The sequence below is a fragment of the Pseudomonas sp. KH_017 genome, from assembly GCF_057840285.1.
Genome location: NZ_CM174509.1, coordinates 569,267 through 590,568, shown reverse-complemented (window position 1 = coordinate 590,568; position 21,302 = coordinate 569,267). Strand labels below are relative to the sequence as shown.

14 protein-coding genes are annotated in these 21,302 nt (G+C 60.7%); 5 read left to right on the top strand and 9 right to left on the bottom strand.

Features of this window, described 5'->3' with window-relative positions; all coding sequences use genetic code 11:
* Positions 1–157: 157 nt before the first annotated feature.
* Together amaA and amaB are read right to left on the bottom strand one after the other, a co-directional pair.
* Positions 158–1,441 (bottom strand): L-pipecolate oxidase, encoded by a 1,284-nt coding sequence (gene amaA / locus AC3IT6_RS02630; protein WP_489354195.1) that lies wholly within the window; start codon positions 1,439–1,441, stop codon positions 158–160.
* A 156-nt stretch (positions 1,442–1,597) separates the two neighbouring features.
* The gene (gene amaB, locus AC3IT6_RS02625; protein WP_489354194.1) at positions 1,598–3,088 is read right to left on the bottom strand and encodes an L-piperidine-6-carboxylate dehydrogenase; all 1,491 of its coding nucleotides are present in this window, start codon (positions 3,086–3,088) and stop codon (positions 1,598–1,600) included.
* Positions 3,089–3,262: 174 nt separating this feature from the next.
* Here amaB and AC3IT6_RS02620 point away from each other — a divergent pair, with 174 nt between their 5' ends.
* The 3 genes from AC3IT6_RS02620 to nadE all read left to right on the top strand — a co-directional run bounded on the left by AC3IT6_RS02620 (position 3,263) and on the right by nadE (position 6,338).
* Positions 3,263–4,174 (top strand): LysR family transcriptional regulator, encoded by a 912-nt coding sequence (locus AC3IT6_RS02620; RefSeq protein ID WP_489354193.1) that lies wholly within the window; start codon positions 3,263–3,265, stop codon positions 4,172–4,174.
* A gap of 105 nt (positions 4,175–4,279) precedes the next feature.
* Positions 4,280–5,506 (top strand): nicotinate phosphoribosyltransferase, encoded by a 1,227-nt coding sequence (gene pncB, locus AC3IT6_RS02615; RefSeq protein ID WP_489354192.1) that lies wholly within the window; start codon positions 4,280–4,282, stop codon positions 5,504–5,506.
* Positions 5,507–5,510: 4 nt separating this feature from the next.
* The gene (gene nadE / locus AC3IT6_RS02610) at positions 5,511–6,338 is read left to right on the top strand and encodes an NAD(+) synthase (RefSeq protein WP_489354191.1); all 828 of its coding nucleotides are present in this window, start codon (positions 5,511–5,513) and stop codon (positions 6,336–6,338) included.
* Positions 6,339–6,538: 200 nt separating this feature from the next.
* On the opposite strand, the gene azu is transcribed toward nadE, so the two are convergent.
* Entirely contained in the window at positions 6,539–6,985 is a 447-nt protein-coding gene (azu, locus tag AC3IT6_RS02605; RefSeq protein ID WP_015093240.1) for an azurin, read from the bottom strand.
* A 344-nt stretch (positions 6,986–7,329) separates the two neighbouring features.
* Here azu and AC3IT6_RS02600 point away from each other — a divergent pair, with 344 nt between their 5' ends.
* Both AC3IT6_RS02600 and AC3IT6_RS02595 read left to right on the top strand, forming a co-directional pair.
* On the top strand, positions 7,330–7,917 hold the full coding sequence (locus AC3IT6_RS02600) for a cytokinin riboside 5'-monophosphate phosphoribohydrolase (RefSeq protein ID WP_057397746.1): 588 nt from the start codon (positions 7,330–7,332) through the stop codon (positions 7,915–7,917).
* A 68-nt stretch (positions 7,918–7,985) separates the two neighbouring features.
* Positions 7,986–8,165, top strand: coding sequence for a hypothetical protein (locus AC3IT6_RS02595; protein ID WP_007973286.1), 180 nt, complete (start codon positions 7,986–7,988; stop codon positions 8,163–8,165).
* Positions 8,166–8,378: 213 nt separating this feature from the next.
* Here the strand turns inward: AC3IT6_RS02595 and AC3IT6_RS02590 are convergent, their stop codons facing one another.
* The 6 genes from AC3IT6_RS02590 to dnaB all read right to left on the bottom strand — a co-directional run bounded on the left by AC3IT6_RS02590 (position 8,379) and on the right by dnaB (position 21,301).
* Complete coding sequence (locus tag AC3IT6_RS02590) at positions 8,379–9,269, bottom strand: transglutaminase family protein (protein ID WP_489354190.1); 891 nt, start codon at positions 9,267–9,269, stop codon at positions 8,379–8,381.
* Complete coding sequence (locus AC3IT6_RS02585; protein ID WP_489354189.1) at positions 9,269–11,755, bottom strand: circularly permuted type 2 ATP-grasp protein; 2,487 nt, start codon at positions 11,753–11,755, stop codon at positions 9,269–9,271. The genes AC3IT6_RS02590 and AC3IT6_RS02585 overlap by 1 nt, the downstream gene beginning before the upstream one ends.
* Before the next feature lie 88 nt (positions 11,756–11,843).
* The gene (locus AC3IT6_RS02580; protein ID WP_489354188.1) at positions 11,844–15,119 is read right to left on the bottom strand and encodes a transglutaminase family protein; all 3,276 of its coding nucleotides are present in this window, start codon (positions 15,117–15,119) and stop codon (positions 11,844–11,846) included.
* Positions 15,120–15,512: 393 nt separating this feature from the next.
* A complete protein-coding gene (gene ltrA, locus AC3IT6_RS02575) occupies positions 15,513–16,928 on the bottom strand; it encodes a group II intron reverse transcriptase/maturase (RefSeq protein WP_489354187.1) in 1,416 nt (471 codons plus the stop codon).
* 478 nt (positions 16,929–17,406) lie between these two features.
* The gene (locus AC3IT6_RS02570) at positions 17,407–19,710 is read right to left on the bottom strand and encodes a YgiQ family radical SAM protein (protein WP_150727873.1); all 2,304 of its coding nucleotides are present in this window, start codon (positions 19,708–19,710) and stop codon (positions 17,407–17,409) included.
* A gap of 193 nt (positions 19,711–19,903) precedes the next feature.
* On the bottom strand, positions 19,904–21,301 hold the full coding sequence (gene dnaB, locus AC3IT6_RS02565) for a replicative DNA helicase (protein WP_223447618.1): 1,398 nt from the start codon (positions 21,299–21,301) through the stop codon (positions 19,904–19,906).
* Position 21,302 lies beyond the last annotated feature (1 nt).

Genomic DNA, 21,302 nt, shown 5'->3' with positions numbered 1-21,302 from the left:
CCATCATTGCAACCGCAGCTTTAAACGACGTGCAACCAGCCTGTAACAACGTGCGTCACCGAAGTGCACACTGCTGGTGCGGGACTGCTACAACCCGCACCACTACAGGCTAGCTGCAGATCGAAAAAGCGCCGCTTCCCACTGCAAAAATCAACCTTCAGATCACGATCCGCAGGCACTGGCCTGCGTGATACAGCGAGAATCCCGCCTCATACAGACAGCTGCGCAACCCCACCCCGGTCAGTGGCTGCATGGGAGCAAAGGGAATCGGTAGCGCTTGAGGATTTCCGTTACACAGGTAATCGGCAAAGGCCTTGCCGACCACCGTTCCCGTGGTCACGCCCCGGCCGTTGTAACCGGTGACTGCCACTAAACCGGCCGCCGGTTCGAATAGACGCATCAAATGATCGGGGGTAAAGGCGATGCAACCGGTCCAGGTGCACTCCCATTCCACCGGTTTCAGGTAAGGGAAGTAATGTTGCTGCACCCGGTCGGCCCAGGCTTTGAGAAACCAGGCCGGTTTCTGATTGCCATTACCCAGACTGCCAAGCAGCAGGCGACCGTCTTTATCCCGACGAATACTACTGAGCACCTGCCGGGTGTCCCAGGACCCTTGGCCACCGGGCAGAATTTGCCGGGCGGCTTCTTCGGTCAGCGGCACCGAAGCCACCTGATAGTAATAACCCGGGAAGAAATTGCGCCGCAGTTCCGTCCAGTCGCCTTCGGTGTAGGCATTGGAGGCAATCACCACCTTCTCGGCCATGACCGAGCCCTGGGCGGTTTGCACGGACCAGCGTTGGCCCTGACGCTCAAGTCGGGTGACCGGGGAGTGATCGAATAATTGACCACCCAGGCCGATGGCCGCTTTGGCCAACCCCGTGGTATAGGCCATCGGGTTGAGCGTGCCAGCGCGGCGATCGAGCAGCGCGGCGGCGATTTTTTTTGTGCCGGTGGCTTGTTCACAAGCTTGCCCGGTGAGCAGCTCTACCGGCGCACCGCGACGTTTCCATTGTTCTTCACGACTGCGCAGATCGGCTTCACCGCGGGCGTTGTGCGCCATGTGCAGCGTGCCTTCGCGGCGCAACTGGCAATCGATGTTGTACTTGTCCACAAGGCTGAACACCAGCGATGGCGCCGCCCCCAGCATGCGGTTGAGCTGGCTGCCGACCGCCTCGCCGAACCCGGCTTCGATCTCGTCCGGGGGAATCCACATCCCGGCATTGACCAGCCCGACGTTGCGCCCCGAACCACCATGGCCGGCGCGGTGAGCCTCCAGCACACAAACGGTCTTGCCTTGCTCCAGCAGATGCACCGCCGCCGACAAACCGGTAAACCCGGCGCCGATGACGCAGACATCCACCGAGACCTCACCCTTGAGGGCCGAATTGTCCGGCCTCTGCGGCGTCAGTTTTTCCCACAGACACTCTTCGCGTAACGGCATTGCCAGACTCCGAAAATGAAACCTAACCACCCACACAAATCAGTGTGGGAGCGGGCTTGCTCGCGAAAGCGGTATGTCAGTCACCATTAATGTCGGCTGACAGATTGCATTCGCGAGCAAGCCCGCTCCCACAGGGGATCTTGTTTGACTCAAGACTCAGTCAAACGTAATACCCTGCGCCAACGGCAACTCCAGCGAATAGTTCACGGTGTTGGTCTGGCGGCGCATGTAGCCGCGCCACGCATCGGAGCCGGACTCGCGACCGCCGCCGGTTTCTTTCTCGCCACCAAACGCGCCACCGATTTCCGCGCCGCTCGGGCCGATGTTGACGTTGGCAATGCCGCAGTCGCTGCCCACCGCCGACATGAACTGCTCGGCTTCACGCACGTCGGTGGTGAAGATGCACGAGGACAGGCCTTGCGGCACGGCGTTGTTCAGGCGCAGGGCTTCCTGGAAATCGCTGTAACCGACCACGTACAGGATCGGGGCGAAGGTTTCGTGGCAGACCACATCGCTCTGCTCCGGCATTTCGACGATGGCCGGCGACACGTAGTAGGCATTCGGGAACTTGTCTTGCAACTGACGCTCACCGCCAAACACCCGGCCGCCTTCGCTCAAGGCCTGTTCCAGCGAGTCCTGCATGTTGTCGAAGCTTTGCTTGTCGATCAGCGGGCCGATCAGGTTGCCTTCCAGCGGATGGCCGATACGCACTTTCGAGTACGCGGCTTTCAGGCGGGTGACGATTTCTTCTTTCACCGATTCATGGGCGATCAGGCGGCGCAAAGTGGTGCAACGCTGGCCGGCGGTGCCGACGGCGCTGAACAGAATGGCGCGAACGGCCATGTCCAGGTCGGCGCTTGGGCCGAGGATCATTGCGTTGTTGCCCCCCAGCTCCAGGATGCTGCGGGCGAAGCGGGCGGCGATTTTCGGCGCCACTTCACGGCCCATGCGGGTGCTGCCGGTAGCGCTGACCAGCGCGACACGCGGATCATCGACCAAGGCTTCGCCGGCATCGCGACCGCCAATAATCACCTGGCTCAGATGCGGTGGCGCATCGCTGAAGTTCTTCAGCACACGATCGAACAGCGCCTGGCAAGCCAGTGCGGTCAGCGGGGTCTTTTCCGACGGCTTCCAGATCACCGGGTTGCCGCAGACCAGCGCCAGGGTGGCGTTCCAGGCCCAGACCGCGACCGGGAAGTTGAACGCACTGATCACGCCGACGACGCCCAGCGGGTGCCAGGTTTCACGCATGTGATGGCCAGGACGCTCGGAGGCGATGGTCAAACCGTACAGCTGACGGGACAGGCCGACGGCGAAGTCGCAGATGTCGATCATTTCCTGAACTTCACCCAGGCCTTCCTGGGTGATCTTGCCGGCTTCCCAGGACACCAGCTCGCCGAGGTCAGCCTTGTATTCACGCAGGATATCGCCCAGTTGTCGCACCAGCTCGCCACGGCGCGGCGCCGGAACCTTGCGCCACAGTTCGAACGCATGATCTGCGCGACTGATGTGCTGCTCGACTTCAGCAGCGCCTTCCCAGTTCACGGCGGCGATCCTGCTGCCATCGATCGGCGAATGCACCGGCACTTTGCCGTTCTGGTACAGGGCCGGGTTCACACCTAGACGATCAAGCAATGCGGCAACCATGGGTCACTCCTCAAGCAAAAGACAGAACACGTGCAGCCGGAAATTCACGGCTGATCAGACCTGTAGTTTTAGCTGCCCGGAGGTTACTCAACAAACGACCATTAAGAGAGATATCATTCCGTTTATTCATGCTGTGCATTGCTGGCAATAAGAAACAAGAACCAAGGACCGCCCATGCTGAATAAACGCTACTTGCCATCGATCGCTGCGTTGCAGTGCTTCGAGGCCGTCACCCGGCACTTGAGCTTCACCCGGGCCGCCGAAGAGTTGAACCTGACCCAGAGCGCCGTGAGCAAACAGGTTGCGCAACTCGAAGAGCTGTTGCAACACCTGCTGTTTCGCCGGGTGCGCCGCCGGCTGCAGATGACGCCGGCCGGCGACCTGTACCTGGTTGAAGTGCGAAAAATCCTCACGCAGGTCGAGATGTCGACCCATTACCTGCGTTCCTACGGTGGCGAAACAGAAGTCCTGCGCGTCTCGACGCCTCCGACTTTCGGTGCGCGCTGGCTGGTGCCGCGCCTGAAAGGCTGGCGCCTGCGGCACCCGTCGATCCACTTGGACCTGTGCAGCGAACAGGAGGCCGACGATCTGCTGCAAGGTCGCAGCGACCTGGCGTTCTACTTCGGCCAGGGCTCGCGGCCCGGCTCCGAATGCCTGAAGCTGTTCGGCGAAGAGCTGGTGCCAGTGTGCGCCCCGGGCAGCCTGCCGGACACACCGTTTACCGATCCGACGCAACTGACTGACCTAGTCTTGCTGCAAAACGCTTCCCGCCCCCAGGCCTGGCATGACTGGTTCGACCATCAGGGCTACCACACCGAACACAGCTACCACGGCCCGCGCTTCGAAACCTTTTATATGTGCATCCGCGCCGCCCAGGTCGGTTGCGGCGTGGCGTTGCTGCCACGCTTTCTGGTGGAAGAGGAACTGACTGACGGCAAGCTGGTCATTCCCTGGCAGCATGCAATGCCCAGCACCGACGCCTATTACCTTGCTTACCCGGAACACTCGGCGGAAGTGCCCAAGGTGCGGGACTTTGTGAAGTGGATGCTGGAGCAGATCGATAGCCCGGAGGCGGTGCAACATTAAGCCCCTGCACAATCCCACAAGGTTCTGCTGCTGGCTAAAAAATTGCTGGCAATCCCCATCACCGTTATGCGCCACTAGCTCTATTCAATGTGGAGAACCCCCGTTATGAGCGAGAGTGTGTTTGCCGATCGCATCGTGCAGAACCTGCTCGACACCGACTTCTACAAACTGACGATGATGCAGGCGGTGCTGCACAACTACCCGAACGTCGAAGTCGAATGGGAGTTTCGTTGCCGTAACAGCGAGGACTTGCGCCCGTACCTGGCGGAAATCCGTTTCCAGATCGAGCGCCTGGCCGAACTGAGCCTGAGTGCCGACCAGTTGAGCTTTCTGGAACGCATCAGCTTCCTGAAGCCGGACTTCCTGCGTTTTCTCGGTTTGTTCCGCTTTAACCTGCGCTACATCCACACCGGCCTCGAAAACGGTGAACTGTTTATCCGCCTGCGGGGCCCCTGGCTGCATGTGATCCTGTTCGAAGTACCGCTTCTGGCCCTGGTCAGCGAGGTGCGCAATCGCTATCGCTACCGCGAAGTCGTTCTGGAGCAGGCCCGTGAGCAGCTCTACCGCAAGTTCGACTGGCTGAGCGCCAACGCCAGCAGTGATGAATTGTCCGAATTGCAGGTGGCCGATTTCGGCACGCGCCGTCGCTTCTCGTATCGGGTGCAGGAAGAAGTGGTGAATGTGCTCAAGCACGACTTCCCCGGACGCTTCGTCGGCACCAGCAACGTACACCTGTCCCGGGAACTGGACATGAAACCCCTGGGCACCATGGCCCACGAATGGATCATGGCGCACCAGCAACTCGGCCCGCGGCTGATCGACAGCCAGATCGCCGCACTCGATTGCTGGGTCCGCGAATACCGTGGCCTGCTGGGGATTGCCCTGACCGACTGCATCACCATGGATGCCTTCCTCGGCGATTTCGATCTGTTTTTCGCCAAGCTTTTCGACGGTTTGCGCCACGATTCAGGCGATCCGGTGCTGTGGGCGGAAAAAGCCATCGCCCACTATCACAAGCTCGGCATCGACCCGATGAGCAAGACACTGACCTTCTCCGACAGCCTGACATTGCCCAAGTGCCTGGAAATATTCCGGGCGCTGCGCGGTCGGATCAATGTCAGCTTCGGCATCGGCACCAACCTGACCTGTGATATTCCGGGTGTCGAACCGATGAGCATCGTGCTTAAAATGGCCGCCTGCAACGGCCAGCCGGTGGCGAAGATCTCCGACGAGCCAGGCAAGACGCACTGCAAAGACCCGAATTTCGTCGCTTACTTGCGACACGTTTTCCAGGTTCCTGCCACCCTTTCAAGTACATCAAGCAAGGAGTGAATTCATGCAAGCCGTACAGCGTGAGATTGCTGAACAGCTCAAGGTCCAGCCGCCATTCGCCGACGAAGCCGCCCTTGAGGCCGAAGTCGCCCGGCGGGCGACCTTCATTCAGGACTGCCTCGTCAACTCCGGGCTCAAGACCCTGGTACTGGGCATCAGTGGCGGTGTCGACTCCCTGACCGCCGGCCTGCTGGCCCAACGGGCCGTCCGTGAACTGCGCCAGCGCAGCGGTGATGCCGCCTACAAATTCATCGCCGTGCGCCTGCCCTACGAAACCCAGTTCGATGAGCACGACGCCCAGGCTTCGGTGGACTTCATCAAGCCGGACGAGCGCCACACCGTGAACATCGGCCCGGCGGTCAAAGCCCTGGCCAATGAAGTGGCGGCTTTCGAAGGCAAACATGCGGTGTCGGTGGATTTCGTGCTCGGCAACACCAAGGCGCGCATGCGCATGGTCGCCCAGTACACTATCGCCGGCGCGACCCATGGCCTGGTGATCGGCACCGATCACGCGGCGGAAGCGGTGATGGGTTTCTTCACCAAGTTCGGTGACGGCGCCTGCGACCTGGCGCCACTGAGTGGCCTGGTGAAAAACCAGGTCCGCGCCATCGCCCGCAGCTTCGGCGCGCCGGAGTCGCTGGTGGAGAAAGTCCCGACCGCCGACCTCGAAGACCTGTCGCCGGGCAAGCCGGACGAAGCGTCCCACGGCGTGACCTACGCCGAGATCGATGCCTTCCTGCACGGCGACCCGGTGCGTGAAGAGGCGTTCAAGATCATTGTTGATACCTACAACAAGACCCATCACAAGCGGGTAATGCCGTTTGCACCGTGATTGGTGATTGAATGAAAAAGCCCGCTGAAGTGTTGAGCTTCAGCGGGCTTTTTCTTTGGCCAAATATGCGTCGATACTTCTGGCCTCTTCGCGGGCAAGCCCGCTCCCACAGGGTTTCAGGTGTTCACAAAAATTGTGTCCGACATAGAACCTTGTGGGAGCGGGCTTGCTCGCGAAGAACGATGACGCGGTGCGCCTGATTACTTCAGGGTCACGGTGCCTTTCATCATCGAGATGTGGCCCGGGAACGAGCAGAAGAAACCGTACTTTTCACCGGCCGCGAGCTTGGACACATCGAAGGTCACCGAGTCGGTTTCCTTGGCGCCGATGATCTTGGTGTGGGCGATCACGCGGGCATCGCCTTCTTTCAGGTAGTTCTTGTCGATGCCGGCGCTCAGGCCGTCGGTAGCGATCGGCTGCATGTCGGCTTCTTTACTCAGCACCCAGTTATGGCCCATGACGTTCTTCGGCAAACTGCCGGAGTGCTTGAGTTCCACGGTAAACGTCTTGCAGCTCTTGTCGATTTCAATGGCCTTCGTGTCGAAAGACATCTGGTCGGTGGAGTCGACGGTGACTTTGCACTCTGCAGCCATCAATTGGCTGCTGGCCAGTGTCAACAGGGATACCGCAACAAGTTTGGCAAACATGGTGAATCTCCAAGGCAGGGTTAACGAAATCGCGAATGAACAGAAGACTGCCTGAAAACTTCGCAAGTTCATATGACTTGAATCAAAAATTGTATACAACTTTCGGGCTATGACGCCGATGCAAATTATCTACCGGCCAAGTGTCTGGCCCGGGCCTATCATCAGGCCGTCCCCCTTCAAATGGAACGTCTGTCATGTCGATCAACAGCCTGTTGTGCAGTTTGCTGGCCGCCTACGCTTGCGGCGCCAGCGGTACGTACGAAACCCCGGAACAACAAGTCTAGCCCTTGGAGTGCCGTGCGCCTGCCTTTACTCTGTGGTCCTGATCGACCATGGAGCAAGGCATGTCTTTAACATCCGTTTGTGTATTTTGTGGTGCCAGCACCGGCACCAACCCCGCTTACCGCGAAGCAGCCGTGGCCCTTGGCCGCGCGTTGGCCGAGCGCAAGCTGACCCTGGTGTATGGCGGTGGCGCCGTGGGCCTGATGGGCATCGTCGCCGATGCGGCCCTGGCGGCCGGCGGTGAAGTGATCGGTATCATCCCGCAAAGCCTCAAGGACAAGGAAATCGGCCACAGCGGCCTGACTCGCCTGGAAGTCGTCGATGGCATGCACGCGCGCAAGGCGCGGATGGCCGAACTCAGCGATGCCTTTATCGCGCTGCCCGGCGGCCTTGGCACCCTCGAAGAACTGTTCGAAGTCTGGACCTGGGGCCAGCTCGGCTACCACGGCAAACCGCTGGGTTTGCTGGAAGTGAACGGTTTCTACAGCAAATTGACGTCTTTTCTCGATCATATCGTCGGCGAAGGCTTCGTTCGCGGGCAGCACCGTGACATGCTGCAAGTGAGCGAATCGCCGCAAACCCTGCTCGATGCTCTGGATGCCTGGCAACCGTCCATAGCGCCAAAATGGGCCGAGCAAAAACCCAGCTAACGGCTTGGCACCGATACAGGGCAGAATATGCGCCGCTCAACCTCACCTTCGACCCCAGAGGATCGCCCATGGCCAAACCTAATTATTCCTTCGCCAAACGTCAGAGAGACTTGGCCAAGGAGCAGAAGAAAGAGGAAAAGCTTCAGCGCAAGAAAGCTACAGCTGAAGAAGCGGCACTGAACCCTGAGGGTGAAGTGGCGGCAGAAGACGATGTTGATGCACCGAAAGACTCGGCGCCCGACGCCTGAGAACCTCCGGGCCGGTTGATCTGATCAGGCCCACAGGATCTGTGTCCAGGGTTGGCAGCTTTGCTGCCGACCCTCACAGGCCAATCGAATGACTCCAAAACACCGTAATTCCCTGTGGGAGCGGGCTTGCTCGCGAAAGCGGTTTCACATCCAAAAATGATGTTCCTGACACTCCGTCTTCGCGAGCAAGCCCGCTCCCACATTTGATCTTCATTACTCCAGTGGCATCACCGTTACCCGAACTTCCGGGTCGTGATTGCCTCCGCCCAGAATCACCCCCCGCAACGGCGACACATCGGAAAAATCCCGGCCCCAGGCCAGGGTGATGTGCTCCAGTGCCGGTTGCACATTGTTGGTCGGATCGAAATCCACCCACCCCAGCACCGGGCAAAACACCGAGACCCAGGCGTGGGACGCATCAGCGCCGATCAGCCGTGGCTGACCCGGCGGTGGCTGGGTCAGCAGGTAGCCGCTGATGTACCGCGCCGCCAACCCTCTGGAACGTACGCAGGCGAGCATCAGGTGGGCAAAGTCCTGGCAGACTCCGCGTCGGCGCTCCAGCACCTCCACCAGCGGCGTCGCCACCTGGGTCGCTTCGGCATCGAAGGTGAACTCGCTGAAGATTTTCTCCATCAGCGCCTGCACGCCGAGCAACAACGCTCGACCGGGCGGAAAACAGCTTTGCGAGAACTCGACGAAGTTTTTCTTCAAATGCACATACGGCGATTCAAACCGGTATCGGCAGGCTTCGAGTAGCTCGGGCGACAGCGGTTGGCTGCTGTAGGTCAGCGCGCTACGGGTCTGTTCCCACGCTGGTGACAGATTGAATTCCAACGCAGGTCGGGGCAGCACTTCAATGGTCAGGCTGGCGTTGACCAGCAATTCATCGTGGGGACGCTCGAACGCCAGCCGGGTCAGCGGATTGCCGAATACATCCAGTTCATCGCGACGCGAGGTCGGCTCGGGGCTGATCTGCAATTGCCGGTCGGTGCAGCGCTGCCAGGCACAAGGCCGTGGCCACAAATGCGCCAGTTGCTGGGCCAGGGACACCGGGCTGTCGTAGTGATAATGGGTATCGTGGAAAATCTGGTAATGAGCACTCATCAGACGGACACCGTGCGCTGGCTGACATCGTCGACATGGGCGAAATGCCGTAGCGCCAGGCGATCGGAAACTTGCCCGCTGGCGTCGGCGATCTCTTGCAGCAGCGCGGCCAGCCCCTCGATGGCGGCGCGAACACTCGCGTCGCCGAACAGCGGGTTTTCCAGGCAGCCCAGATCGAATCGCGCCAGACGCTCGACCAATTGTGGCAGCGCTGCTTCGCGCGGCACGCCAAAGTCATCGTTGAGGCGTTTGAGGGTGCGGGTCACCAGTTTCAACTGGAACAACACTGCGTGAGGGTTCTGCTCGTCGAGCAATAGCAGGTCGAGCACCGGGATCAGCTGCGCCACCGCCAGGTATCGAGAACGGTAGGTGATGCTGCTGTTGCCCAGTTCCAGCAGCCATTCCAGCCCGGCCTGGTCGAAAGCCCCAGCGCCGCGCAGGAACGCCGCCAGGCTGCCGCTGAGAAATTGCAGGCGCTCGATCCGCCGGCCAATCATCAGGAAACGCCAGCCTTCGTCCCGGGTCATGTCGTCCAGGGCAAAGCCGGACAACGCCGCCAGGGACATCACCAGACGGTTGAGGAAATCCAGCAACTCGCCGAAATCCGGCTCTTCGGTTTCCAGCTCCATGGCTTCGCGCTGCAACTCCACCAGCGCCTGCCAGTTTTCCCGCGAGAGCTTGCCGCGCACCTGCGAAGCGGCCCACTGCAAGCGTTGCAGGTTGGAACGCAGACTGAACGGCCAGTCATCGCCGAGCAACGCCGCCAACAGGCGCTCCGGCAACTCGCCCTCCTCGGGCAGCAGCATCAGCCGTTCACCGAGGTCCACCGCGGCCTGCAGGGCTTGCGGGTCGTCGCCGTCGACATAGCGCGCCAGCATGATGCGCAGCAAACGGGCACTGTCATCGCAACGTTCGCAGTAACGACCGAACCAGAACAGGTTTTCCACCACCCGCGACGGCAGGTACGGATCGCGCCGCACCAGGTCATGCACACCTATGTTGCGCTGGGCCTTCCATTGTTCGCCGCTGGGCGCACGCTCGCCCAGCACCCAGGTGTCCTTGCTGGCGCCGCCGCGCTGCATCGACACCACTTCGGCATCGGCTTGGGCGGCGACCCGGGTCAAGCCGCCAGGCAAGACCCGGTAACCCTCACGACTGGCCACCGCATACACGCGCATGCCGATCGCACGGGGTTGCAGTTGACCATCTTCGGCTTGCCAGATCGGCGCCTGGGACAATTGCGCGAGTTCTTGCGCGACATAGGCGTATGGCCGTGCCTGCATGCGCTCGGCGAGTTCCTGGCGCTGTTTTTCACTCAAATCGCGGCCAAATACCGGTGCAAAGCTCTGGGACGGAAACGCCGGTTTGATCAGCAATTCCGGCAGTTTCTCCAGGGCCTGGGCCAAAACCGGCGCTTCGCCACACCACCAAGTCGCGATGGACGGCAGGATCAGCTCTTCGCCAAACAGGAATTGATTGATCCTCGGCAGAAAACCCAACAAGCCCGGCGATTCCAGCACACCGCTGCCGAGGGCGTTGGTCACCAGCACCCGCCCTTGCCGCACGGCTTCCAGCAGGCCCGGTACGCCGAGGGCTGAGTCAGTACGCAGCTCCAGCGGGTCGCAGAAATCATCGTCGAGCCGACGCATGATCGCGTGGACCCGACGCAGACCACTCAGGGTTTTCAAGTAAACCGTGGCGTCGCGCACTGTCAGGTCGCCGCCCTCCACCAGCGGATAACCGAGCTGGCGAGCGAGATACAGATGTTCAAAATAGCTTTCGTTGAAACGCCCCGGTGTCAACAGCACCACCAACGGCGCATCACCGTCACTCGGGGCCTGACGGGCCAGGGTTTCCTGCAAGGTGCGGAAGAACCCGGCCAGGTGCTGCACTTTCAGATCGCGGTACAACTCGGGAAAGGCCCGGGACACAATCGTGCGGTTTTCCAGCGCATACCCGGCACCCGACGGAGCCTGGGTGCGATCCGCCGTCACCCACCAGCGGCCATCGGGTGTGCGTGCCAGATCCACGGCATACAGATGCAGAAAGGCTCCGTCAGGCGGGCTGATGCCCTGACAGGGCCAAAGGAAGTTGTTGTGACCGAACACCAGTTCGGCGGGCAGCAGACCTTCGGCAATCAGCCGTTGCGGACCGTAAAGGTCAGCCAACACGGCATTGAGCAATCGCGCCCGCTGAGCGATGCCGGCCGACAATTGTTGCCACTCATCAGCCGCGATGACATGGGGCAGCAGGTCCAGCTCCCACGGCCGGTCCGCGCCCTTGGGATCGGCATAGACGTTATAGGTAACGCCGTTTTCCTGAATCTGCCGGGTCAGCAGGGCCTGACGCTGCACCAGTTGTGCCGGCGTGCTGCGTTGCAACTGTTCGAACAGCCGGCGCCAGTGCGGGCGCACGGCGCCACCGTCGTCGAGCAGTTCGTGATAGGTGCCCGCCGTCAGCGGGTAGCGGTCTAGCAGGTCAGGCATGGAAAACTCGGCAGACAGCAATGAAGGGTCAGACTAACGCAGGCTCGTGACGCCCGGATATACGAAAAATCCGAGCGTCGCGGACGGTTTAGAAACGTCGCAAATCGAGTGTCATCGGCAGCTCGTCGCTGATTTCCAGATTGGGTACAGGAAGTTTCCCTGGCGTGTGTCCGATGCGGAAGAAGCGCGCCATTCGCCGGCTCTCCGCTTCATTGGCGTTCACCGGCAAGCTGTCGTAGTTGCGCCCGCCCGGATGGGCGACGTGATACTGGCAACCGCCCAGCGAACGCTGCATCCAGGTGTCGAGCAGGTCGAACACCAGCGGCGCGTGGACCGGGATGGTCGGTTGCAGACAATTGGCCGGTTGCCAGGCACGAAATCTCACGCCCGCGACGAATTCACCTACACGCCCGGTGGGCTGCAATGGCACCGGAATGCCGTTGCAGGTCAGCAGATAACGCTGTGGTGGCAAGCCACTGAGCTTGACCTGCAAACGCTCCAGCGACGAATCCACGTAACGCACCGTACCGCCCATGGCGCCCTCTTCGCCCAGCACGTGCCAGGGCTCGAGCGCCTGGCGCAACTCCAGCGCAATGCCACTGACGGCGTAGTCGCCAACCTTGGGGAAACGGAACTCCAGATGCGCGGCGAACCATTCGGCCCGCACCGGATAACCGGCGGCGTTGAGGTCGACGATGACATCGGCGAAGTCTTGCTCGATAAAGTGCGGCAACAGGAAACGATCGTGCAGCTCCGTGCCCCAGCGCGCCAGTTTCGGCGGTGCATAGGGCTCGCGCCAGAACCGCGCGACCAGCGCCCGCAGCAACAGCTGTTGCGCCAGGCTCATGCGCGCATGGGGCGGCATCTCGAATGCACGCAGCTCCAGCAATCCGAGGCGCCCGGTGGCACCGTCCGGCGAATAGAGCTTGTCGATGCAGAACTCGGCGCGGTGGGTGTTGCCGGTCACATCGATCAGCAGATTGCGCAGCAGTCGATCCACCAGCCATGGCGGACATTCCTCACCCGGTTCAGGCATCTGCGCGAAAGCGATTTCCAGTTCGTACAAGGCATCGTTGCGTGCTTCATCGACACGGGGCGCTTGGGACGTCGGGCCGATGAACAATCCGGAAAACAGGTAGGACAGCGACGGATGGTTGTGCCAGTAGCTGATCAGGCTGCGCAGCAGATCCGGGCGACGCAGAAACGGCGAGTCCCCCGGTGTCGCGCCACCCAGCACGAAATGGTTACCGCCGCCCGTGCCGGTATGCCGGCCGTCGATCATGAATTTTTCGGTGGTCAGCCGGGTCTGGCGCGCTTCTTCGTAGAGGAATTCGGTGCGCTCGACCAATTCATCCCAGGTCGCGGACGGCTGTACGTTGACCTCAATCACCCCGGGATCCGGGGTGATACGGAAGTTGCTCAGGCGTGGATCGCTCGGCGGCTCATAGCCCTCCAGCAACACCGGGCACATCAACTCTTCAGCGGTGGCTTCGATGGCAGCGACCAGTTCGAGGTAATCCTCGGCCCGCTCCAGCGGCGGCATGAACAGGTACAACCGGCCTTCCCGGGCTTCGGCACAGAAGGCGGTACGGGTCAGCCAGTCGGCGGATTCGTCGATCTTCGGTGCGCGCTCTTGTACCTCGGCAGCCTCGCTTTGGCTTTGCAGTTGCGTGGTGTCGGGCAGCGGCGGGAAATCCTGATTCGGGTCTTGCGGATGAATGAACGGATATTCCGCCGCTTTCACCCAAGGCTGCGAACCCAGCGGCAAGCGATAACCCAGCGGCGAGTCTCCCGGCACCAGGCGGCAGTGCTCATCGCGCAGATACCAGCGCCCGCTCTGCCACTGATCACCCTTGGCGGTGCGCGCCAGCGGCAGGACCTGGCCGATGACCTTGTCCAGGCCTTGACTGAAGACCTTGCGCAGACGCTCACGCTCCAAAGGCTCTTCCAGACGCGAGTCTTCGGCGCTGACGTTTTGCGGCAGCATCCCTTCGCGCCAGAGGTAATAGAAATTGTCTTCGTAGGCCGCAAACACAAAGCGTGTCGGAATCTTCAGGCGTTCGGCGACACTCGCCAGAAAACGCCCGGCCAGCGCACCGTCGGCGTCATAGTCTTCCTGCTCGTCGGCGATCAGCGCGCTGTTGTGCCAGATCGGCACGCCGTCACGGCGCCAGTAGCAATTGAGCGACCAGCGCGGCAGTTGCTCGCCGGGGTACCACTTGCCCTGCCCGAAATGCACCAGCCCCTGGGGCGCGTAGTGCTTGCGCATGCGCTGGAACAGTTCGGCGGACAACCGTCGTTTATCCGGCCCCAGTGCCGCGGTATTCCACTCGGCGCCGTCCGGGTCATCGATGGACACAAAGGTCGGCTCGCCACCCATGGTCAAGCGCACATCGCCCTCCAGCAAGTCGGCATCGATCTGCCGGCCCAGGGCCTGGATCGCCAGCCACTGTTCGTCGGTGTAGGGCTTGGTGACCCGTGGCGCCTCCCAAATCCGCTCCACGGACATTTCGTGGCTGAACTCGCACTCGCAGGGTTCAACCAAGCCACTGATCGGCGCCGCAGAGGACGGATCGGGACTACAGGCCAACGGAATGTGTCCTTCACCGGCAAACAGTCCGGAGGTCGCATCCAGGCCGATCCAGCCTGCGCCGGGCAGGTACACCTCGCACCAGGCATGCAGGTCGGTGAAATCCACCTCGGTACCGGACGGACCGTCGAGACTTTTGACGTCGGCGGTCAGCTGGATCAGGTAGCCCGACACAAAACGCGCCGCCAGCCCCAGGTTGCGCAGCAGTTGCACCAGCAACCAAGCGGAGTCGCGGCACGAACCGGAGGCCTGGTCGAGGGTGTGCTCAGGTGTTTGTACGCCGGGCTCCATGCGGATCAGGTAGTCGATGTCTTCGCTCAAACGCTGGTTGAGCGCGACGAGAAAGTCCACGGCGGGCAACGGTGTGCGGTCGATAGCGTCCAGATAGGCCTTGAACTTCGGCGTCAGGGGCAGGGTTTCCAGGTACGGCGCCAGCTCCTTGCGCTCATCCGCGGCATAGGCGAAGGGGATTTTTTCCGCGTAGGGTTCGAGGAAGAAGTCGAACGGATTGAAGATCGCCATTTCTGCCAGCAGATCGACTTCGATTCGCAATTCCTCGGTTTTTTCCGGGAACACCAGCCGCGCCAGGTAATTGCCCTGAGGGTCCTGCTGCCAGTTGATGAAGTGCTGTTCGGGGGAGACTTTCAGCGCATAGGACAGAATCCGCGTACGGCTGTGGGCTGCGGGACGCAGGCGAACGATCTGCGGGCCGAGCTCGACAGCGCGGTCATAGCGGTAATGTGTGATGTGGTGCAATGCGACATGAATCGACACGGCGTGCCTCCTGCGAGCCTTAAGCGTATGGGAAAGCGCGCAAGACTTATGCCATCCAGCAGTGCTGGCGCTTTCTTTGATTGCCTGAGGCAGTACAGCACCAAAATCGGGCGATGCAGGAAAATGGTTTGGCGTAGGTGCACGTAAATGTGGCGACCAACCAAAAATTGGTTGGTAGTTCCGGCCTCTTCGCGGGCAAGCCCGCTCCCACAGAGATCTTTGGTGTTCACACAATTTGTGATTCACCTCAAAACACTGTGGGAGCGGGCTTGCCCGCGAAGAGGCCAGTAGCTCCAGCACAAATGGTTAAACCCTGAATCGAGTAGGAGGCGGCTTCACAGCCGCCGTCCTCTCACACCACCGTACGTACGGTTCCGTATACGGCGGTTCAAGTCATGCGACTAAGCCGTTTATCGTATCCAATATTGAGATCAGCCCAAGGCTGTCCCATAGCTTCTTCGGGAGTGCCTGATTCATATGTGATCCTCCAGAGTTCCACCATGGGCCCAGCCCTTTGGACGCTGACTTACAGGCGCGCGCCTCGCTCAGCCCCAGACGCATCAGATTGCGCGCCCTGGTAAAGGGCTGCTTCCATTGGCGCCAGATGGCACAGCGAAGTTTACGACGCACCCAACCATCCAGATCCTCAAGTGAACGCTTGCTCTGACTGAGCTTGAAGTAACCTGCCCAGCCACGCAGCACCGGGTTTATGCGTTCAATGACCGTTGCCATTTTGCAACTCCGTGCTCCGCGCAGCAGGTCTCTGAGACGGTCGCGCAAGCGACCCAGACTCATCGTCGCCACTTTCAACCTCGGCTGTCGATGCCAGCTCATCCCGTAACCTAGATAGTCGCAGGCCCAAGGCCGTGCCACTCGGCTCTTTTCCCGGTTCAGCGTCAGTTTCAGACGCTGATTCAAGAAGCGCTCAACATTAGCCATCACTCGCTCACCGGCACGACGACTACGCACATAGATGTTCGCATCGTCGGCATAGCGTACAAATCGATGGCCCCGCTGTTCCAACTCTCGGTCAAGTTCGTTGAGCAAGATATTCGACAGCAGCGGCGAAAGCGGGCCGCCTTGCGGCGTACCCTCCTGTCGTTGGCTGACGAGTCCGCCCGACATCGTTCCCGCTTCGAGGTAACGGCGGATCAGTGTGAGCACTCGCTTGTCTTCGATTTGACGCGCCATGTAAGCCATCAGCACGTCGTGGTTCACTCGATCGAAGAACTTCTCCAGATCAAGTTCCACGCACCAGCGATGTCCCGCTGTTACGTGGGCGCGGGCGGTTTCGATGGCTTGATGAGCGCTTCTGCCCGGACGAAAGCCGTAGCTGTAATCCGAGAACAAAGGATCGAAGATCAGCGTGAGCTGTTGCAGCAAAGCCTGTTGGATCAGGCGATCCACGACATTGGGAATACCCAGTTGCCGCGTTCCGCCTTTGAGTTTGGGGATTTCGACGGCGCGTACACCTTGCGGGTGGTACTCGCCGGCCAGCAACCGAGCCTTGAGGATCGGCCAATACTGCTTCACGTAGTCCGCCAACTGGTCGACCGTCATGCCATCGGCACCCTGTGCGCCCTTGTTGCTGACCACGCGTTGATACGCACGCTTGAGGTTGGCCGGTGCAAGCACCCGCTCCATCAGCGTATCCGGCTCCGCGTTCGTCCACGTCACAGACGCCGTCGATGCTTGCGCCCTGTCAGCCGTCATCCTCGGGTACCGTCCGGGACTCGGGGGAACAGTTTTCTCTTGGAGAACATTCTGCGTTTCAGCATTCAACGAGACTCTAACGCCTACTGGCGGCACAACCTGTTCAGCCCTCGGTGACGGGGTTATTCGCCACTTACTACGGCCTCGGCTGACTTCTGCACGCTCGTCCCGAAGCCTTACGACACTCGGTAGCACAGTGGCAAACGTGCAGATCTCCCAGGGTAATTCGCGCGACCTTCCTGCTTATGCCTGTCGGATCTACGTCACAGCGTTCCGTGCAAGTACTGGGCTTTGATGAGCATTGCCATCTCACCCCGCTGCGCCGCCTCTATCCGCTTCCTGTTCGTCAGGCCAGCATTTTGCCTCGGGCTTCCTTCAGATTCGCAGTCGCCCGCGACACCCTTGCCTCTGGCTAACACTTCCCCTTGCCGGGTGTGTAGAGGACTTTCACCTCCAAGTCACCAGCGAGGCCACCACAGCCAAGCTGGTTGCGCTTGCGCGCAACGCGCCATGCCTGGCGCACAATGCAAAACGCCAACCCGAAGGTTGGCGTTCTGTTCAGCTCAAGCGCGGCTTAGCGCGGCACGACCGGCTTGCGGGTCGGTTTGGGGCCCTTGCCCTTGGCCGCGTCCTTGCGCTCCTTGGCCGCCTGCTGGTTACGGGCAAACGCCGCAGCCTTGGCCTGTTCGCGCTTGTCCCACGGGTTGCCGCCATCGCTGGCACGTGGTGGCAGGCCGGTATGCTGGGTCAGGATCTTGGTGGTCTTTTCCCCCGCAACCTTGTGGCTGCCAGCCGGCGTCGAGTTCTTGCGACGGGCGCTCTGGTAGCTGTCAGTCGACGGCTGATGCAAAGGAATCAACTGGTTCTTGCCCGGCCCGATCAGGTCGGCGCGGCCCATGCGGGTCAACGCCTCACGCAGCATCGGCCAGCCTTTCGGGTCGTGATAACGCAAGAACGCCTTGTGCAGACGACGCTGCTCTTCGCTCTTGACGATGGTCACCGCGTCACTCTTGTAGGTGACCTTGCGCAGCGGGTTCTTGCCCGAGTGGTACATCGCGGTGGCGGTGGCCATCGGCGACGGGTAGAACGCCTGCACCTGATCGGCACGGAAGCCGTTGCCCTTGAGCCACAGGGCCAGGTTCATCATGTCTTCATCGGTGGTGCCCGGGTGGGCGGCGATGAAGTACGGAATCAGGTACTGCTCCTTGCCCGCTTCCTTGGAGTACTTCTCGAACATGCGCTTGAACTTGTCATAGCTGCCGATGCCCGGTTTCATCATCTGGTTGAGCGGACCTTCCTCGGTGTGTTCCGGGGCGATCTTCAGGTAGCCACCGACGTGGTGGGTCACCAGTTCCTTGACGTACTCCGGCGACTCGACCGCGAGGTCATAGCGCAGGCCGGAAGCGATCAGGATCTTCTTCACGCCCGGCAACTCACGGGCGCTGCGGTATAGCTGGATCAGCGCCGAGTGGTCGGTGTTCAGGTTCGGGCAGATGCCAGGGAACACGCACGATGGCTTGCGGCACGCGGATTCGATTTCCGGGCTCTTGCAGGCGATGCGGTACATGTTCGCAGTCGGGCCACCGAGGTCGGAGATCACGCCAGTAAAGCCCGGGACCTTGTCGCGAATTTCTTCGATTTCGCGAATGATCGACTCGTGGGAACGGTTCTGGATGATCCGGCCTTCGTGCTCGGTGATCGAGCAGAAGGTGCAGCCGCCGAAGCAGCCACGCATGATGTTCACCGAGAAACGGATCATGTCGTAGGCCGGGATCTTCTCCTTGCCGTACGCCGGGTGCGGAATGCGCGCATAAGGCATGCCGAACACGTAGTCCATTTCTTCGGTGGTCATCGGAATCGGTGGCGGGTTGAACCAGACGTCGACTTCGCCGTGCTTCTGCACCAGCGCACGGGCGTTGCCCGGGTTGGTTTCCAGGTGCAATACGCGGTTGGCGTGGGCATAAAGCACCGCATCGCCACGGACTTTTTCAACCGACGGCAAGCGGATCACGGTCTTGTCGCGGGTCATGCGCGGGCTGGCCAGGATCTGTACGACCTTGGCTTCCTGCGGATCCTCGACCGGCCCCTTTTCCTGCTCGATGGCGCAGGCTTGGGTGTCCTGGGTATTCACGTACGGGTTGATGATCTTGTCGATCTTGCCCGGACGGTCGATGCGCGTGGAGTCGACTTCATACCAGTCTTTCGGCGTGTCACGACGAATGAACGCGGTGCCGCGCACGTCGGTGATGTCTTCGATCTTGTGACCGAACGACAGACGCTGGGCGACTTCAACGATTGCTCGCTCGGCGTTGCCATAAAGCAGGATGTCGGCGCAGGCGTCGATCAGGATCGAGTTGCGGACACGGTCTTGCCAGTAATCGTAATGCGCGATGCGGCGCAGGGATGCTTCGATACCGCCGAGTACGATCGGCACGTGCTTGTAGGCTTCCTTGCAGCGCTGGCTGTAGACCAGGCTGGCGCGGTCCGGCCGCTTGCCGGCCAAGCCACCCGGCGTATAGGCATCGTCGGAACGGATTTTCTTGTCCGCGGTATAGCGGTTGATCATCGAGTCCATGTTGCCGGCCGCGACACCGAAGAACAGGTTCGGCTCACCGAGCTTCATGAAATCGTCTTTGGACTGCCAGTTCGGCTGGGCAATGATCCCGACGCGGAAGCCCTGGGACTCCAGCAGCCGGCCGATGATCGCCATGCCGAACGACGGGTGATCGACGTACGCATCACCGGTGACGATGATGATGTCGCAGGAATCCCAGCCGAGCTGATCCATCTCCTCCCTGCTCATGGGCAGGAACGGCGCTGGCCCGAAACATTCGGCCCAGTACTTGGGATAGTCAAATAACGGCTTGGCTGCTTGCATGTCGATAACCGGTGTTGGCTTTCATTGAATTTCGCGGGCGCGGAATATAGCACAAATTTTGACCAATTCCGACGGTTATGGTCGGAAATTGGTGGAGCACATGTGGGAGCGAGCTTGCTCGCGAAGGCGGTGCATCAGTCAACATTGATGTTATCTGACATACCGCCTTCGCGAGCAAGCCCGCTCCCACAGGTTACTCGTCGTCGTCGAAGTTATAGCTACCCGGCGCCAGGTTCTCGAAGCGGGTGTACTTGCCGATGAACGCCAGGCGGATAAAGCCGATCGGGCCGTTCCGCTGCTTGCCGATGATGATTTCAGCAATGCCCTTGTGCTCGGTCTCCGGGTGATACACCTCGTCGCGATAAACGAACATGATCACGTCGGCGTCCTGCTCGATCGCTCCGGATTCCCGCAAGTCGGAGTTCACCGGGCGTTTGTTCGGCCGCTGCTCCAGGGAACGGTTGAGCTGGGACAACGCCACCACCGGGCATTGGAATTCTTTCGCCAGGGCTTTCAGGGACCGGGAGATTTCGGAAATCTCGTTGGTCCGGTTATCGCCACTGGAACCCGGGATCTGCATCAGTTGCAGGTAGTCGATCATGATCAAGCCGACTTCGCCATGTTCACGCACCAGACGGCGGGTTCGGGCGCGCATTTCCGACGGGCTGATGCCGGCGGTATCGTCGATGAACAACTTACGGTCGTTGAGCAGGTTGACCGCCGAGGTCAGGCGTGGCCAGTCGTCGTCTTCAAGCTGACCGGAACGGACCTTGGTCTGGTCGATACGCCCCAGGGAAGACAGCATACGCATGATCAGCGATTCGCCTGGCATCTCGAGGGAGTAAACCAGGACGGCCTTCTCGCTGCGCAACACGGCGTTTTCCACCAGGTTCATCGCAAAGGTGGTTTTACCCATCGATGGACGGCCAGCGACGATGATCAGGTCGGACGGTTGCAGGCCGCTGGTTTTCTCGTCGAGGTCGGTGTAACCCGTGGACAGCCCGGTAATGGCGTTGTCGGTGTTGAACAAGGTGTCGATGCGGTCGATGGCCTTGGTCAGCAGGTCATTGACGCCCACCGGGCCACCGGTTTTCGGTCGAGCCTCGGCGATCTGGAAGATCTGCCGTTCAGCCTCGTCGAGAATCTCGGCAGCAGTGCGACCCTCAGGGTTGAACGCGCTGTCGGCAATCTCGGTACTGATACCGATCAGTTGGCGCAACGTTGCCCGCTCGCGAACGATCTGCGCATAGGCCTTGATGTTGGCGACAGACGGGGTGTTTTTCGCCAGCTCGCCAAGGTAACCGAGGCCGCCGACTTGCGAGGTCTGACCTTCCTTGTCCAGTTGCTCGGACAGGGTCACGACGTCGATCGGCATGTTCTGATCGGCCAGTTTGGCGATCGCACGGAAAATCAGGCGGTGGTCATGTCGATAGAAATCGCCGTCGGAGACTTGATCGAGCACGCGTTCCCAGGCGTTGTTGTCCAGCATCAGACCACCGAGTACAGCCTGTTCGGCTTCGATGGAATGCGGCGGCACCTTCAGCGCGGCGGTTTGCAGATCGTATTGCTCAGGAGCGGAGATATCGTTCATG